This is a genomic window from Bacillus sp. FSL L8-0152 (genome assembly GCF_038006365.1).
Lineage (GTDB): Bacteria > Bacillota > Bacilli > Bacillales > Bacillaceae_G > Bacillus_A > Bacillus_A cereus.
Genome location: NZ_JBBOVB010000006.1, coordinates 12,116 through 24,115 on the forward strand (window position 1 = coordinate 12,116; position 12,000 = coordinate 24,115).

Sequence of the window (12,000 nt, forward strand, 5' to 3'; positions counted from 1 at the left end):
AATTTCTCCTTATTTAGCTACGTCAAATTCAAATTTCACAGATTTTTCATCGAATGTAAATGTTGGTTTGAATGTACCAACGAATTTATCGCCCTCTGGAACATCGAATAACATTTTGTTAGTGATTTGGTTTCCTGGCGCAATATTTTCGTTTATGAATGTATCTCCGCCACCAAAGTATTCTTTAAATTGATTACCGTTAGCATCAGCGATTTTTAGTTCAGAAGTTCCGAAATATACATCTTTCTTGCCGTTATTCTTAGCATTGAACGAAATTTCTAAAACTTTTCCTTTTTCGGGCTTACTGTATTCGCTAGGCTCAACGAATTTAGCTGAACTGAAAGTCAGTTGCAGACCGTTAACTTCAACTGTGTCTCCGACTTTATAAACTTTGTTTTCAGCAGTTTCTTTTTTGTCTTTCTTTTCTTCTTGTTTAGGTGCGTCGTTTTTACTTACTTCTTTAACTTCCGTTTCTGCACATGCAGATAAGCTAAAAGCAAGCGCTCCTGTTAAAGCGATTGTACCTAGTTTCTTATACATGTTTTTTCCTCCAATTATGTAAAATGTAAGATTTCCGAGCTTATCATAGCAAACAATCTATCATAATATTGTCACATTCTGTCGAAAGGAAATAAAAAAGCCCCTAACAAATTGTTAAGGGTTACGGAATAGTACCGCAATCTAGGGAGTCTGCCCTAGCTGTGGATGATTAACTGCAAACGTTAGCAATGGCATGGGCTTTCGTAGCAGTTAGTCAAAGCGGATTATAGCACTGATTAGTGCTGATTAATATAATCAAAACATGGATTATATTACAGTTAATGGATATGCAATATTGCATATTATATATGGACACCGTAAATACAGTATAAATAGTCTGTTTTTCACTAATTTCTAACTTTATAAGAATATTTTACCGCTATTATTGGAAAAAGACGGGATGTAAAATATAGTCAAACGGAGCTGGTAAGCGTTTTAGTTACAGGTTTTCTGTAAAAAAAGAGAGCTAAATTAGCTCCCTTGATTAGAACGTTTCGGGGTTATCTCTAATCATCTGAATTATTAATAACAACTGATTACAAAACCTTTCTTTTTGAGCATCATCTAGCGTCCCATACGTTGACCTAGCTTCAGAAATGACTTGTTGTATTGGTTCATCTTGAAAGTTGTTAGAGAAACCTACAAGAACGTCTAAAGAGACATTAAAAAAGGAGGCGATACTTGCTAAAGTTTCGATATCCGGTTGGAATCGACCAGTTTCCCAATTTTTAATTTGACTCTGACTTAAATTTAGAGCTTCAGCTAACTCAGTTTGTGTTAAATCATGTGAATTTCTTAAATGTTTTAAAGTTTTTCCAAAGAGTATCATAATAAGTAAAGTATAAATATTGTGCTATCACACTACTATAATAAGGTGTTTTATTAACTATTAATTATATTATAGTTGTTTTACAACTAATAAATAAAATAAAAACAGAACAAAAGTTCGTGTTTTTGTGGTAAAATATTCATATAGGTTGAAAAACGTTGAAATGTAAAATTGCATATTTTGTTCTGTGTATTGTCGTAAACACTGATACACAGGGGTTTTCCAACTTTCTCAATAGTTTTCAGACTATTATCCGACAGAATATTGGAAAATTTGTGGTATTATAAAAACAATAAAAAACGGACGCAAAAAAAGACCCACGGTGCAAGTAGTGCTAGGAACACTCTTACACTGCCCCCTACCACCTTAGGGAACATTGTCGCGGATCTCACATAATTATAACACATCTTAGATTAATAGTGGCGCGTTTTCCTTTATATGTAACTGGGGTTTACGTGTCTTTTTGTCCATAAGGAGGACAAATGAAATGAAAGATTTTCTGAATGTTTTAAAGAAAGAATTGTACTCTGCTGGAATTAATAACACGCAACTTGCCTTGTCATGGGGGATTTCTCCAAGTGGTGTTACAGCGATTTTTAAAGGTAAAAGAAAAATGCGTTTTTCTTACCTCACTAAATCGTTATCATTATTAAATCGAGGTACTAAAACAGAACAGAAATTTGTATGTGAGTATATGAGAGCTGCTGATCCTAAACCTAAAAGCAAACGTGAAATTATGGAGTATTTAACTTTAAAGGGTGATTTTGACACGTTAAAAATTCTAGTGGATGAAGAGAAAAATTCTAGTACATCCCTTAATAGAGAATTTTCAATGATCTATGAACTTATTCATCAAAGGTTTACTAAAGATATAAAATTATTAAAATTTTATAATCTAATGAGAGAGAAAAATAAAAAAACAACATGTACAGAAATGAAAACATTAGTAGATTTAATACTTTGTCAGACATTATATCAATCAGGAAATCATGAATTAATTGCTGAGAAAATGCATGAAATTGATTCGAGTATTTTTACAATTACCAATAACTTTTTCCAAATTACACTTGGTGTAAGATACAAAGAAGCTCAAGCTGTATTGAATCTTCGTAATAATAAAATTGAAAAAGCACGTAAGCTATGTTATGACATATTAGATGAATGTGAAAAAAATTTATTTTTTATTTTGCCTAAAGCTATTGCTTACTTTAAATTAGGAGAATCATATATATTGGATTCTAATAATTATGACATATCTAAACAGTATCTTCTTAAGGCTTATGAGACTCTAAAGGGTTTAGGTGATTTTCACGGTATTAAAGAGAAAAGAGAAATGATTCTTCAAAATTTAGCATTTTTGAAGATTTATAACATGAAAGAGTTATATTCCATTGTTGAAATAGATGAAGCTGAAATTGCTTTTTTAAAGATAAAACAAGGTTATAAACAAGAAGGTAAAGCAATGTTAATTAAGTTAAAAGAAAAAAACGGTTTTTTATCTGGAATACAAACTGTCTATTTAGCGTTAGCGCAAGATAATGAAGATGACAGAATTTCATTAATGAAAGAAGCATTAGATATCATGATTTCTAAAGGTGATAAATTTTATGCTCAAATCCCAAAAGATTACTTGGGTATTCTTTGAATAAATGGTATAATTATCTTATCTGGTGTGAGGCAGGTGATGATTTTATGAAAAAGATTTTATCTATTATTCCTGTATTGATGGTATTAGGTGGGTTTTTAGTAAGTCATTCTGACTTAGCTAAAGAACAGCCTAAACAAGAAGCGTCTGCCCATGTATATACATATATGTCTGATCCTGGTGGATGGTAAAGTAAGTAACTATATATAAATTAGTTGGTAATGCGATCGTCTAATATAAGACGGTCGCATTTGTACGTTTAAAGACCGTTCTGTTTTTAAACATTTTATTAAAAAGAGAAAAAAATCCATTTTATTACAAAAAAACAAAGGGATTTTAGGGGGAATAGTAATGAATGTAGCAGTAGTAAATAGCGAAAAAAGTGTAGTAACAACTAATTCAAAAGAAGGATTAGCGAATAGGTTGTGGGATTTATTAGTGCTGGGGGAAATAAATGAGGATGAAAATGTGAAAAAACAATTTGTTGCTGTAGAAGCTGCAATTAAGAAAAATAAAAAACACGATTGTTAGTGTCTACTAACAATCGTGTTTTTTATTTCTTCTCGATACCAAGAGCTGCTTCAAACATTCTTAAATACATTTCTTGTTCATGTTCGGGTTTGTCTTGAAGTTCTTGAAATAGTTCATCGAATTTCTTTCTTAATTGTGTATGTTGATTACTATCTAATCGAGGATCATCTGAGAAACCTAGAAGGTAGTCAGCTGTACATCCTAGAACTTCAGCAAATTTAGATATAGATTTTTCACCACGATTACGCTTGTTATTTTCAATTCCGGAAATGGTAGCTTTTTTTAATCCTACAGCTGCTCCAAGCTCATCTTGTGTCCAACCTTTCATTTTCCTTAATGCTTTTACCCTTTCTCCACGCATAATCAATTCACCCTTTTATATAAAATAAAATTAATATTTTTCATTAGAAAGTAAACAAGTTTATTCACCTCATTTTATTACAAAAGTTCAGTTTTAGCAAACTTTTGTAATATTTTACCTTTGTATAATTAAAAAAATGAAAAAAACACAAACAAAAAGTTCACATTTTACAAACTATATGTTAAGATTGGATTTGTAAGAGATAAGTGAGGTGAAGCATTTATGAAATTTGATAACGGTAAATTGTCATCTTTTCTTAGGGAAAAAAATATGAAACAAATAGAATTTGCACACGCTATAAATCGTGCTCCTTCTACAGTTTCTTCGTATATAAGTGGCAAAGGAGAGCCAGGAAGAAAGGCGTTGATTGCAATGTCCGAAGTTCTTGATCTGCCAATGCATGAATTACTAAAAGCAGAAGACTAATTATGGTAGTGTTAACATAAATCGAACTTTATCGATTTATTTTTTTAAAATGAAAGTTCGCATTTTACGAACTTTAGTATAAAGAGGAGGTTTAATACTATGAATCATTTGGTTTTTGTGGAAGGGAATAAAGTGGTTACTGATAGTTTAACAGTCGCAAATGTATTTGGTAAACGTCACGCCGATGTGATACGTAACATTGAAAATCTAGAATGTAGCGTGGAATTCACTCAACGAAATTTTGCGTTGAGTGAATATAAAGACAATAGCGGAAAGCGAAATAAGAAATATTTAATAAGACAAGATGGATTAGTGTTCTTAGTTACAGGGTTTACAGGTAGCAAAGCTGCTGAATTTAAGGAGGAATTTATAAACGAGTTTAACCGAATGGAGGAACAAATAAAAAAGCAACAAACAAATCTTCCTTCTTCGCGTGAACAGTACATAGCGACTATGAAGTTAGCGCTTGCTCATGAAGAAGACTTGTCTCAAATAAAAACAAAGATAGAAAAGATTGAATTAGATATCAATCAGCGAATGACTGTTGATTACAGCCAGCAAACAGCTATTAGAAACGCTGTTAATCGTAGGGTGTGCTGTCTCTGGGATGAAGGAACAATTAATGAAGCAGTGCACGATAGTAAGAAAAAACTATTCTCAGCAGCATGGAAAGATGTGAAAGCTGCATTTGCTGTAAATAGTTACTGCAATATTCGTCAGAAAGACTTTGATGAAGCTATTTCTTACATTAAAGCATGGCGACCAAGATTAGTTTAACAAGGGGGAAGAAAGATGATTGACTTAAATAGTTTTGCAGATGGGGCCTTATTTGAAAGAGTAAATATTGAATTAAAGAAGGTTTTGGAGAACATTGCAGACCCAAATACCGACCCTAAAAAGGTAAGGAAAATTAATATTACGATTGCAGTAGCAGGTGATCAGCAACGAGATGTACTGAATTGTAAGGTACAAGCTAAAACAACGTTAGTTCCTGCAACAGAAGTTGAATCTAAAATTGTTATGGATTATGACAATGAAGGTAATTTAGTAGGTCAAGAACTTGTTTCTGGTGTAATTGGACAAACCTTTTACGATCCAGGCGAGGAAGTTATAAAAAATGATGTAGGCGATAAAGTTGTAGATTTACGCCAACAATCAACTAACTAAAAAATGAAAAGGGGAAATGAAAAATGATTAAAGCAGCAATTGAATATGTAGTTGGATTGGGAAATACACGTATTGAGGAGATCAATGGACAAAAATTATCAACACAACCTATGCATGTTATTAAGAAACCAACAGCAAAAACACTCACTGTAAATAATCTTTCTGGTCTAGTAGCCTATATTAAATCGCAATTTGATGGTGATCATCCATTAATGGTTCATATTGAAAGTCCAACAAGTGTTTCTTGCTTCACACAAATTAATAATGACTATAACCGTAGTAATTTTATTCAAGTAGAAGCACTGTTACCGCGTTTTTCATTTGAAAGATACCATGATGTAGAGAATTTTAATATTAGTTTACAGTCCGCATTTGTACTGAATGCAGATCGCGATTTAATGCTCAAGGTTGTTGGAAATATCAAAGAAGAGGCTGTAAATACAGTTGGTGACGATGGCGTTTCTCAAAGTGTCGTAGCAAAAATGGGCGTTGCTACTGTAGGGAATGTAAAAGTACCTAATCCGGTTCTATTAAAACCATATAGAACATTTGTTGAAGTTGAACAACCAGAAAGTAATTTTATATTCCGAATGCGTAAAGGTCCAGAATGTGCATTGTTTGAGGCTGATGGTGGCGCATGGAAACTAGAAGCAATTGATAACATCAAAGAGTATTTAACTGCTGCATTAGCAGAGGAAATTCAATCTAAAAAGGTATTTATCATAGCGTAATGGATATTGTCTTAGTTGAGAGTACCAATGCCGTTTGTATCTTTGGTTTAGGACTTGGATTACTAGCATTAGCAGCATACAAAGGCGGTAGCTTCATCGAGCGAAAACTCGATGAAGATGACCGTAAACAAGAACGGGAAGTGAATGTAATTGGGAATAAGAGACAGAGTGCTTCCTGAGCATGTGCAAAGAGCTGAACTTTTAGAGGGAAAGCTTCGAGAATATATGATGAATCGTAAGTTATTACTCTCTCAATGCGAAAGAGCAATGAATTCTGGTGAGTTTACAGCTGCTCAAGAATTAAAAACACTATGTGACAAGCAATCTAGTGAAGCAGTTGCGATTGAATCGGAACTTATGGATCTGTACATGCAAAAGCAGAAGAGCGATCAACAAAATAAAAGTAAAGAAAGAAATGAAGTTTTGAAGGTTGCTAAGCATCTAGAAAAGGTTAGTGGAAGTTCGAAGATAGTAGAAAAAATCAAAAAAAGTATATAAAAAACTACCCATTTGCGAGATGGGTAGTTAAGAAAGAATTTACATTTGCAATTATAACACATTAGTACACATAAACGCACTAGCGGCCATGCAATAAGTGCGTTAAATATAAACGATAAAAAATTAAAGGTTGGGAGATGAAATTTATGTTCAGTGCGTTGTTTGACAATAGCGAATGGTGCGATATTTGCGGTGATGTAATACCAGAATCCGATGTAACAAATATGCATATTGAGGGATGCGAAAAAACGTTATGTAAATCTTGCCGTGGTGAGATGGAAACAAAATTAAAAGTGGTAGATGTCAATGTTTTAGTAGATATGTTAAAAGCGTTAATTACCAAATATGGACGTGATAAGGTTCGTCAGTTTGATCTAATTAAGGCGGAACAATATGTGAAAGAAAATAACATTATTTTAAACATAGAAAAGCGTGGTGGGCAATTTAACCAAGAAAAATTAGGCGAATTTGTCTCACTATCTACAAAAGAAATACTAACGATTATAACACTTTTGCAAAGGAAGATTGGAACGCATCTATGGATGAATGCAGTTATTGGATCAGTATTAGAACGCGGATTCACTGCAACACTGCAAATGCAGTTAGAAGGTGAGCACCATGACGGAACAACTGGCACTGATATTAAATGATTCTGCTAAACAACCAGATATAGTACAAAGTGCTCCTTTTGATATAAAGAAGGCGCATGTAAAACAAAGGCGAGGATTGTCGAGCTTTGTAGATGTCATGGCTATTATTCCATGCGATGTCTGGAGCGCGGACGAGCTACTGCCGCGCTCTACAAAACAGGATAATCACTTTGATATGTTCATGGATTATGTCACAGCTATATGGCGTTTTAAACGAAGTGAAGACAAAGGTTTTCATTGGGATTCAGCAGAGAGGATTTGCTGCGCGGCAAGGGAATCGCAAGAGCCACAGCAGCTAAGAATCTATTTAGATAGTGGATTTAGACCGCAATATGTAACTAAATATCTTAAATAACGAAAGGATGTTAATTACTATGGAAGCTGATTTTATTGGTGCGTTAGATGCAATGAGAGCTATTAAGAATGGATTGAAAACAATGCAAGATTGGGATGATATATACCTCGTAATTAATGAAGAAGATAGTATTTATGCAATTTGTGATGATCCAGCTAAGTTTGTCGAAGGTCGTTGGGACAGTTGGGGAGCAGGACATGATCCGGTTGTATATGCAAATGAATTTAAAATATATCAATATCAACATGCTAACAGAGCATCTGATGTTAGTAAAAACGGGTTCTATAAACCAGTCAAGTTTAAAAATGGAAAAACGACTTATGCAAGAAAAGAAATTCAAATGAACGGAGCATACATCGTTAATTTTTGGGTTTAGTACAAATTAAGGAGGAATTAAATATGAAAATGACTGTAGTGAATATTAATATGACGGAAATCATTGCACCGTTTATTGAAAAAGGGGAATGGGTAGCGTTTGAAGGCAAAGATTACACAATGTTTGCAGCGGTAGAAGATATTGCTTTTATCGATCAGAATGGAGGTATTGCATTCTATGGAACGTGGGGTAATGAATCGGTTATGAGTGTAGGAGATAAGGGATGGCAATTTGCTGATGAGTGTCGCAGAGCAACAGAGGATGAGCAGTATTGGGAAGAGCGTCGTAGAATATTTGCTGCTAGGGGTAGAAGAAACAACGAATTCCATCCTGGTGACTTCGTTAGTAACGATAAACGGGTTTTAACTGTACAACATCAAGATTCAGAAACGGGACTTGTGGCCGTACTAGTTAACAATTCAGACGAGAGGTTCCAAATAGATCCTAAAGAACTAGAAATCTACTTTTTCGCAGAAGATATGGCGGGTTAATCCATTATGGATAAGGATACATCAATTGTTTTTGTAATATTCAGTCTTATAATAGCTATAGCAATTAGGGTATTCGATAAGATTCAAAAGTAAACAGCAGGTGAACAAAGCAATTGGAGAAACAAAGGATAATAAATCGATTAATAGATTTGAAGTGTTATAGGCTGAGAGACCGTCAATTATGGGAATTGGACGAGCTAGAATTGACGGTCTTGCTAATAGTTACAACTATAAAACAATTAAAGGGGTTAAATACTATGAGATTTGAAATTAAATGCTTATGTGGAATGAATATACTGGCTAGTTTGGTTGAAAAGGAATTTGAAAATGAAGGTCCAGTTACATCGGTGTTGCCAATTATCGCGACTGAGGATAATGGGATTGGCGGAATCATGGTAAGCGCAGAAGAAAAAGCTATTCATGTGAAATGCACGAATTGCAACAAAACAGCGCGATTCTTGCTAGAAGTGCCTTTGGAGATGATTAATCAAGAAGAAACAGCAGAAATGGATTGGTCAAAAGTCTCTTTTGTTGGTCAGGAGGGAAACTAATGGCTGCTGCTCCTACATACAAGTATCATATTTCAACAGTTTTTCCGCAGTGGAGATGTGACCATATCATTACCAAAGAAAGTGAAGAGAAAGCAAAATATCACTATTATAAACAATTTAAAAAGCAGCACTTTATAGATATGCCATTCGAACAATTTGAAAGGTTCATTAGTTGCAAGTACCTGGGGGTAGTAGATATTGCTACGCTTTTTGGACAAGAAGCAGCATTCAAGAAAATGTGTAACTACAGAAGAATTCCATTTGCAAAACGTGGAATGCGTGTCGAAGTTCAGGGAAGAATGGGGACGATCGTGGGAAATTGTAAAAATGATTTGTACGTTATTTTAGATGGTAATCCGGATAAGTTTCGATTTAATCCGTATTGGGAAATTGCTTACTTTAATGAAAATGGTGGCATTATTAAAGATTATCGTAAAGGAGTGTATGCACAATGAGACATACTACAAACTTAAATACTATTACTCCAGAAGAAACGCAGCAAACATTTGATATTACAGAACTTTTCGAAATGCAAAGAGAGTTAGATAAACGAATTGGATATAAAGGTAACGATAAAGTAGATATGCTTTTCCGCGCGTTATTGGTTGAAATTGGGGAAGCGTGGAATGAGACAAGGGCCTTTAAAATGTGGAGCACAGGATATGGAACCCCAAAAGAAAATCTGCTAGAAGAGCTAGTGGATGGATTTCACTTTTTAATGAACATAGTAATTGAACTGGACAGTTATACGTTAAGACGGAAGCTTGTATCTAACTATTCAAAACAATACATCATGAAGAAAAATATAACGAATGTGAATATGTTGTTCGAGTGGTATATGCAGGACATTTTAACTGCAAAACGTGCATGGTGCCATTATAGGGATTTAAGTACAACATTAACCCATTTACATAAAGCGTTCGGTATTTTCTTCCGCCTTTGCTACTTGTATGGATATAAATTTGTAGACATTGTGTATGCCTACAAAGAAAAAAATAAAGAAAACTTTGAACGTCAATTGAGTGGTTATTAAGACAAAATTTGAATTTTGTAGAGAAATGAGGGGTAGAGATGGGTAACGGGTTAACAGGGTGGCTTTCTCCAGACGGCGTATTCCTTGTTTGTCAATACGGAGAGCATTATCAAACAGCATACGAACTTCTTAGTTCAGATGATCATCTAAAGAAAGAACGTGTTCGATTAAATTACGAAAGAGGAACAGTTGTACATCAAACGGAGGTATTGAAAGAATTACTATGGATACCTATGGGAGTTCCGAAATGGGGACCACAACCAAATATGGATTATATATTTATATCGTATTTAGGGAGAACTGATAAACAAGAAAAATGGTTATCAGAGCATTATGATGAATTGTCGGAAACACAACAAAAAATGGTGGATGAGTATAACGATGATTTAGCATTCAATAAGAAGCATGGTATAGGGTGAAACAAAACTTAACAAAAGCGTTATTTTAATCGAAAAGGGGAATGGATATGAATCTTTCAGAAGCCTTAAAGAAACGTGATGCACTCAAGAAAAGGGCTGAAGATATTGAAGCGTGGATTTTACATCAGAAGTGGACAGAAAAATCAGTTCCTTGGTATGAGGTAGATAGAGCAATACAAAATGTAACATGTGATATCTATGAAAAATATAACGAGTTAGATGAAAAAATTGAAGAAGCGATAAAAGACATAGAAATTTAAACAAAATAGTTATTTGAATAGAAAGGGAGAATGAAAGATGAAATATGTTGAAGAGTTGGAAACGAGCGGTTGGCATATTGCTGTAGGTGACGTTTTTAGTAATGGTATCGAGGAATTTCATTTAAAAGTTACCCAAATTGAAATTGAAGATGAAGAAAGCGATTCAGATAACGCGAAAATATATTGTTTATCAGTTGATCCAAACGACCACAACAAAGCTGTAGAAAGCTTGGATGATGAATGGCATAGAGCATGGTATATAAACGAATGCTGGTATAAGTAATTTAAACAAAATTCTTATTTGAATAGAAAGTGAGGTTAGGAGAATGGCACATTGGGTAGATACATATCCGCACGATGTACATGCAAGTGTATTGCTACTAAATGGAGAGATTTACAACTGGAAGATCGGACAGAGATGTTGGAAAAGTCCTTGGGATATGACTTGGAGATTCCCATTGCCAGATAACATGGCAAAATTCACCGTAGAAACAAATAAATGGACGGTTAATACTCCGGAAGAACACAGTGAAGTATTTCGAAATCATGCAAGAGAATGGTTCAAACAATGGAATGTGCGCAAGGATTATGTGGGAGGTGCACCTTATTAATCGTAATGAAATCCTTATTTTGAAAAAGGAGCTAAAAATCATGAAAGAACAAATTAAAAAGAATTTTACTTACCATCCGCCTAAAGAGGGACAAACAGAGAAGTTTGTAGATATTAGAAATGAAGCTTTACACTTCGCAAACTTGATTGATGGATCATGCCCGAATAGTCGTGAAAAGTCATTAGCTTTAACAAAACTTGAAGAAGCTGTTTTTTGGGCTAATGCAAGCATTGCAAGGAATTAATTAAAACAAAATCGTTATTTGCTAAGAAATGAGGGAGAAAGAATGAAAGAACTTAATTGGATAAACGCCATTGAATGGGGAAAAATTCACTGCCCGATGTTAGGTAAAGAAGTGATGACTTATTATCCAGAAGGAAGTAAGCCTTATGACACATATACAAACCCTTTTGTAAATGAAGATGGAGAGGTTTTATACTATCGTTTCGATCAAGATGAAGGGTATTGGCTTGAAGAACCATATTGGCTAGAAGACTTGAGTGAGAGATTTTAACCAAAACGCTAT

General features: G+C 34.2%; 25 protein-coding genes. 22 read left to right on the top strand and 3 right to left on the bottom strand.

What is annotated here, in order from left to right; translation table 11 throughout:
- Positions 1-9: 9 nt before the first annotated feature.
- Positions 10-540, bottom strand: coding sequence for a DUF4352 domain-containing protein (locus MHH27_RS31435; RefSeq protein WP_340945965.1), 531 nt, complete (start codon positions 538-540; stop codon positions 10-12).
- Between the two features lie 484 nt (positions 541-1,024).
- Positions 1,025-1,369, bottom strand: coding sequence for a helix-turn-helix domain-containing protein (locus MHH27_RS31440; RefSeq protein WP_340945968.1), 345 nt, complete (start codon positions 1,367-1,369; stop codon positions 1,025-1,027).
- Positions 1,370-1,856: 487 nt separating this feature from the next.
- Here MHH27_RS31440 and MHH27_RS31445 point away from each other — a divergent pair, with 487 nt between their 5' ends.
- The 3 genes from MHH27_RS31445 (at position 1,857) to MHH27_RS31455 (ending at position 3,545) form a co-directional block, all read left to right on the top strand.
- A complete protein-coding gene (locus MHH27_RS31445; RefSeq protein ID WP_340945971.1) occupies positions 1,857-3,014 on the top strand; it encodes an AimR family lysis-lysogeny pheromone receptor in 1,158 nt (385 codons plus the stop codon).
- Between the two features lie 47 nt (positions 3,015-3,061).
- Complete coding sequence (locus tag MHH27_RS31450; protein ID WP_165365593.1) at positions 3,062-3,205, top strand: hypothetical protein; 144 nt, start codon at positions 3,062-3,064, stop codon at positions 3,203-3,205.
- Between the two features lie 160 nt (positions 3,206-3,365).
- On the top strand, positions 3,366-3,545 hold the full coding sequence (locus MHH27_RS31455) for a hypothetical protein (protein WP_340945974.1): 180 nt from the start codon (positions 3,366-3,368) through the stop codon (positions 3,543-3,545).
- Positions 3,546-3,567: 22 nt separating this feature from the next.
- Here MHH27_RS31455 and MHH27_RS31460 read toward each other — a convergent pair whose 3' ends face one another.
- On the bottom strand, positions 3,568-3,906 hold the full coding sequence (locus MHH27_RS31460) for a helix-turn-helix domain-containing protein (protein ID WP_340945977.1): 339 nt from the start codon (positions 3,904-3,906) through the stop codon (positions 3,568-3,570).
- A gap of 222 nt (positions 3,907-4,128) precedes the next feature.
- Here MHH27_RS31460 and MHH27_RS31465 point away from each other — a divergent pair, with 222 nt between their 5' ends.
- The 19 genes from MHH27_RS31465 (at position 4,129) to MHH27_RS31555 (ending at position 11,988) form a co-directional block, all read left to right on the top strand.
- Entirely contained in the window at positions 4,129-4,332 is a 204-nt protein-coding gene (locus MHH27_RS31465; RefSeq protein ID WP_340945980.1) for a helix-turn-helix domain-containing protein, read from the top strand.
- 99 nt (positions 4,333-4,431) lie between these two features.
- The gene (locus MHH27_RS31470; RefSeq protein ID WP_340945982.1) at positions 4,432-5,109 is read left to right on the top strand and encodes a Rha family transcriptional regulator; all 678 of its coding nucleotides are present in this window, start codon (positions 4,432-4,434) and stop codon (positions 5,107-5,109) included.
- A 15-nt stretch (positions 5,110-5,124) separates the two neighbouring features.
- Entirely contained in the window at positions 5,125-5,499 is a 375-nt protein-coding gene (locus tag MHH27_RS31475) for a hypothetical protein (protein ID WP_016090390.1), read from the top strand.
- A 23-nt stretch (positions 5,500-5,522) separates the two neighbouring features.
- Positions 5,523-6,230 carry a hypothetical protein gene (locus MHH27_RS31480; protein WP_340945985.1) on the top strand — a complete coding sequence of 236 codons (708 nt, stop codon included), beginning with the start codon at positions 5,523-5,525 and terminating at the stop codon, positions 6,228-6,230.
- A complete protein-coding gene (locus MHH27_RS31485; RefSeq protein ID WP_016090388.1) occupies positions 6,230-6,409 on the top strand; it encodes a hypothetical protein in 180 nt (59 codons plus the stop codon). Before MHH27_RS31480 ends, MHH27_RS31485 begins: the two co-directional genes overlap by 1 nt.
- Positions 6,399-6,728 (top strand): hypothetical protein, encoded by a 330-nt coding sequence (locus MHH27_RS31490; protein ID WP_445688909.1) that lies wholly within the window; start codon positions 6,399-6,401, stop codon positions 6,726-6,728. Before MHH27_RS31485 ends, MHH27_RS31490 begins: the two co-directional genes overlap by 11 nt.
- A gap of 146 nt (positions 6,729-6,874) precedes the next feature.
- On the top strand, positions 6,875-7,378 hold the full coding sequence (locus MHH27_RS31495; protein WP_340945990.1) for a hypothetical protein: 504 nt from the start codon (positions 6,875-6,877) through the stop codon (positions 7,376-7,378).
- Positions 7,347-7,733: a cell division protein SepF gene (locus tag MHH27_RS31500; protein WP_340945994.1), complete on the top strand. Its 387-nt coding sequence runs from the start codon at positions 7,347-7,349 to the stop codon at positions 7,731-7,733. The genes MHH27_RS31495 and MHH27_RS31500 overlap by 32 nt, the downstream gene beginning before the upstream one ends.
- Positions 7,734-7,752: 19 nt before the next feature.
- Positions 7,753-8,109, top strand: a complete 357-nt coding sequence (locus tag MHH27_RS31505) for a hypothetical protein (protein WP_016090384.1) — start codon at positions 7,753-7,755, stop codon at positions 8,107-8,109.
- A gap of 23 nt (positions 8,110-8,132) precedes the next feature.
- Positions 8,133-8,600: a hypothetical protein gene (locus MHH27_RS31510; protein WP_340945997.1), complete on the top strand. Its 468-nt coding sequence runs from the start codon at positions 8,133-8,135 to the stop codon at positions 8,598-8,600.
- A 257-nt stretch (positions 8,601-8,857) separates the two neighbouring features.
- Positions 8,858-9,151 carry a hypothetical protein gene (locus MHH27_RS31515; RefSeq protein ID WP_023901545.1) on the top strand — a complete coding sequence of 98 codons (294 nt, stop codon included), beginning with the start codon at positions 8,858-8,860 and terminating at the stop codon, positions 9,149-9,151.
- The gene (locus tag MHH27_RS31520; RefSeq protein ID WP_340946002.1) at positions 9,151-9,606 is read left to right on the top strand and encodes a hypothetical protein; all 456 of its coding nucleotides are present in this window, start codon (positions 9,151-9,153) and stop codon (positions 9,604-9,606) included. The genes MHH27_RS31515 and MHH27_RS31520 overlap by 1 nt, the downstream gene beginning before the upstream one ends.
- Positions 9,603-10,184 (top strand): dUTP diphosphatase, encoded by a 582-nt coding sequence (locus MHH27_RS31525; protein WP_340946004.1) that lies wholly within the window; start codon positions 9,603-9,605, stop codon positions 10,182-10,184. The genes MHH27_RS31520 and MHH27_RS31525 overlap by 4 nt, the downstream gene beginning before the upstream one ends.
- A gap of 38 nt (positions 10,185-10,222) precedes the next feature.
- Positions 10,223-10,603: a hypothetical protein gene (locus tag MHH27_RS31530; protein WP_340943860.1), complete on the top strand. Its 381-nt coding sequence runs from the start codon at positions 10,223-10,225 to the stop codon at positions 10,601-10,603.
- A 47-nt stretch (positions 10,604-10,650) separates the two neighbouring features.
- Complete coding sequence (locus MHH27_RS31535; protein WP_340943858.1) at positions 10,651-10,863, top strand: hypothetical protein; 213 nt, start codon at positions 10,651-10,653, stop codon at positions 10,861-10,863.
- A gap of 37 nt (positions 10,864-10,900) precedes the next feature.
- The gene (locus tag MHH27_RS31540; protein WP_340946008.1) at positions 10,901-11,146 is read left to right on the top strand and encodes a hypothetical protein; all 246 of its coding nucleotides are present in this window, start codon (positions 10,901-10,903) and stop codon (positions 11,144-11,146) included.
- A gap of 43 nt (positions 11,147-11,189) precedes the next feature.
- Entirely contained in the window at positions 11,190-11,474 is a 285-nt protein-coding gene (locus MHH27_RS31545) for a hypothetical protein (protein WP_340946011.1), read from the top strand.
- 40 nt (positions 11,475-11,514) lie between these two features.
- Complete coding sequence (locus tag MHH27_RS31550; RefSeq protein WP_000662953.1) at positions 11,515-11,718, top strand: Acb2/Tad1 domain-containing protein; 204 nt, start codon at positions 11,515-11,517, stop codon at positions 11,716-11,718.
- A gap of 42 nt (positions 11,719-11,760) precedes the next feature.
- On the top strand, positions 11,761-11,988 hold the full coding sequence (locus MHH27_RS31555; RefSeq protein ID WP_000661412.1) for a hypothetical protein: 228 nt from the start codon (positions 11,761-11,763) through the stop codon (positions 11,986-11,988).
- Positions 11,989-12,000: the final 12 nt, after the last annotated feature.

Bases quoted from the DNA above. Each gene is read 5' to 3' on its own strand.
- MHH27_RS31505 (WP_016090384.1), top strand. From the start codon at position 7,753: ATGGAAGCTGATTTTATTGGTGCGTTAGATGCAATGAGAGCTATTAAG.
- MHH27_RS31500 (WP_340945994.1), top strand. From the start codon at position 7,347: ATGACGGAACAACTGGCACTGATATTAAATGATTCTGCTAAACAACCA.
- MHH27_RS31455 (WP_340945974.1), top strand. From the start codon at position 3,366: ATGAATGTAGCAGTAGTAAATAGCGAAAAAAGTGTAGTAACAACTAAT.
- MHH27_RS31465 (WP_340945980.1), top strand. From the start codon at position 4,129: ATGAAATTTGATAACGGTAAATTGTCATCTTTTCTTAGGGAAAAAAAT.
- MHH27_RS31510 (WP_340945997.1), top strand. From the start codon at position 8,133: ATGAAAATGACTGTAGTGAATATTAATATGACGGAAATCATTGCACCG.
- MHH27_RS31515 (WP_023901545.1), top strand. From the start codon at position 8,858: ATGAGATTTGAAATTAAATGCTTATGTGGAATGAATATACTGGCTAGT.
- MHH27_RS31435 (WP_340945965.1), bottom strand. From the start codon at position 540: ATGTATAAGAAACTAGGTACAATCGCTTTAACAGGAGCGCTTGCTTTT.
- MHH27_RS31545 (WP_340946011.1), top strand. From the start codon at position 11,190: ATGGCACATTGGGTAGATACATATCCGCACGATGTACATGCAAGTGTA.
- MHH27_RS31530 (WP_340943860.1), top strand. From the start codon at position 10,223: ATGGGTAACGGGTTAACAGGGTGGCTTTCTCCAGACGGCGTATTCCTT.
- MHH27_RS31475 (WP_016090390.1), top strand. From the start codon at position 5,125: ATGATTGACTTAAATAGTTTTGCAGATGGGGCCTTATTTGAAAGAGTA.
- MHH27_RS31525 (WP_340946004.1), top strand. From the start codon at position 9,603: ATGAGACATACTACAAACTTAAATACTATTACTCCAGAAGAAACGCAG.
- MHH27_RS31535 (WP_340943858.1), top strand. From the start codon at position 10,651: ATGAATCTTTCAGAAGCCTTAAAGAAACGTGATGCACTCAAGAAAAGG.
- MHH27_RS31550 (WP_000662953.1), top strand. From the start codon at position 11,515: ATGAAAGAACAAATTAAAAAGAATTTTACTTACCATCCGCCTAAAGAG.
- MHH27_RS31555 (WP_000661412.1), top strand. From the start codon at position 11,761: ATGAAAGAACTTAATTGGATAAACGCCATTGAATGGGGAAAAATTCAC.
- MHH27_RS31450 (WP_165365593.1), top strand. From the start codon at position 3,062: ATGAAAAAGATTTTATCTATTATTCCTGTATTGATGGTATTAGGTGGG.
- MHH27_RS31480 (WP_340945985.1), top strand. From the start codon at position 5,523: ATGATTAAAGCAGCAATTGAATATGTAGTTGGATTGGGAAATACACGT.
- MHH27_RS31485 (WP_016090388.1), top strand. From the start codon at position 6,230: ATGGATATTGTCTTAGTTGAGAGTACCAATGCCGTTTGTATCTTTGGT.
- MHH27_RS31495 (WP_340945990.1), top strand. From the start codon at position 6,875: ATGTTCAGTGCGTTGTTTGACAATAGCGAATGGTGCGATATTTGCGGT.
- MHH27_RS31445 (WP_340945971.1), top strand. From the start codon at position 1,857: ATGAAAGATTTTCTGAATGTTTTAAAGAAAGAATTGTACTCTGCTGGA.
- MHH27_RS31460 (WP_340945977.1), bottom strand. From the start codon at position 3,906: ATGCGTGGAGAAAGGGTAAAAGCATTAAGGAAAATGAAAGGTTGGACA.
- MHH27_RS31440 (WP_340945968.1), bottom strand. From the start codon at position 1,369: ATGATACTCTTTGGAAAAACTTTAAAACATTTAAGAAATTCACATGAT.
- MHH27_RS31520 (WP_340946002.1), top strand. From the start codon at position 9,151: ATGGCTGCTGCTCCTACATACAAGTATCATATTTCAACAGTTTTTCCG.
- MHH27_RS31540 (WP_340946008.1), top strand. From the start codon at position 10,901: ATGAAATATGTTGAAGAGTTGGAAACGAGCGGTTGGCATATTGCTGTA.
- MHH27_RS31470 (WP_340945982.1), top strand. From the start codon at position 4,432: ATGAATCATTTGGTTTTTGTGGAAGGGAATAAAGTGGTTACTGATAGT.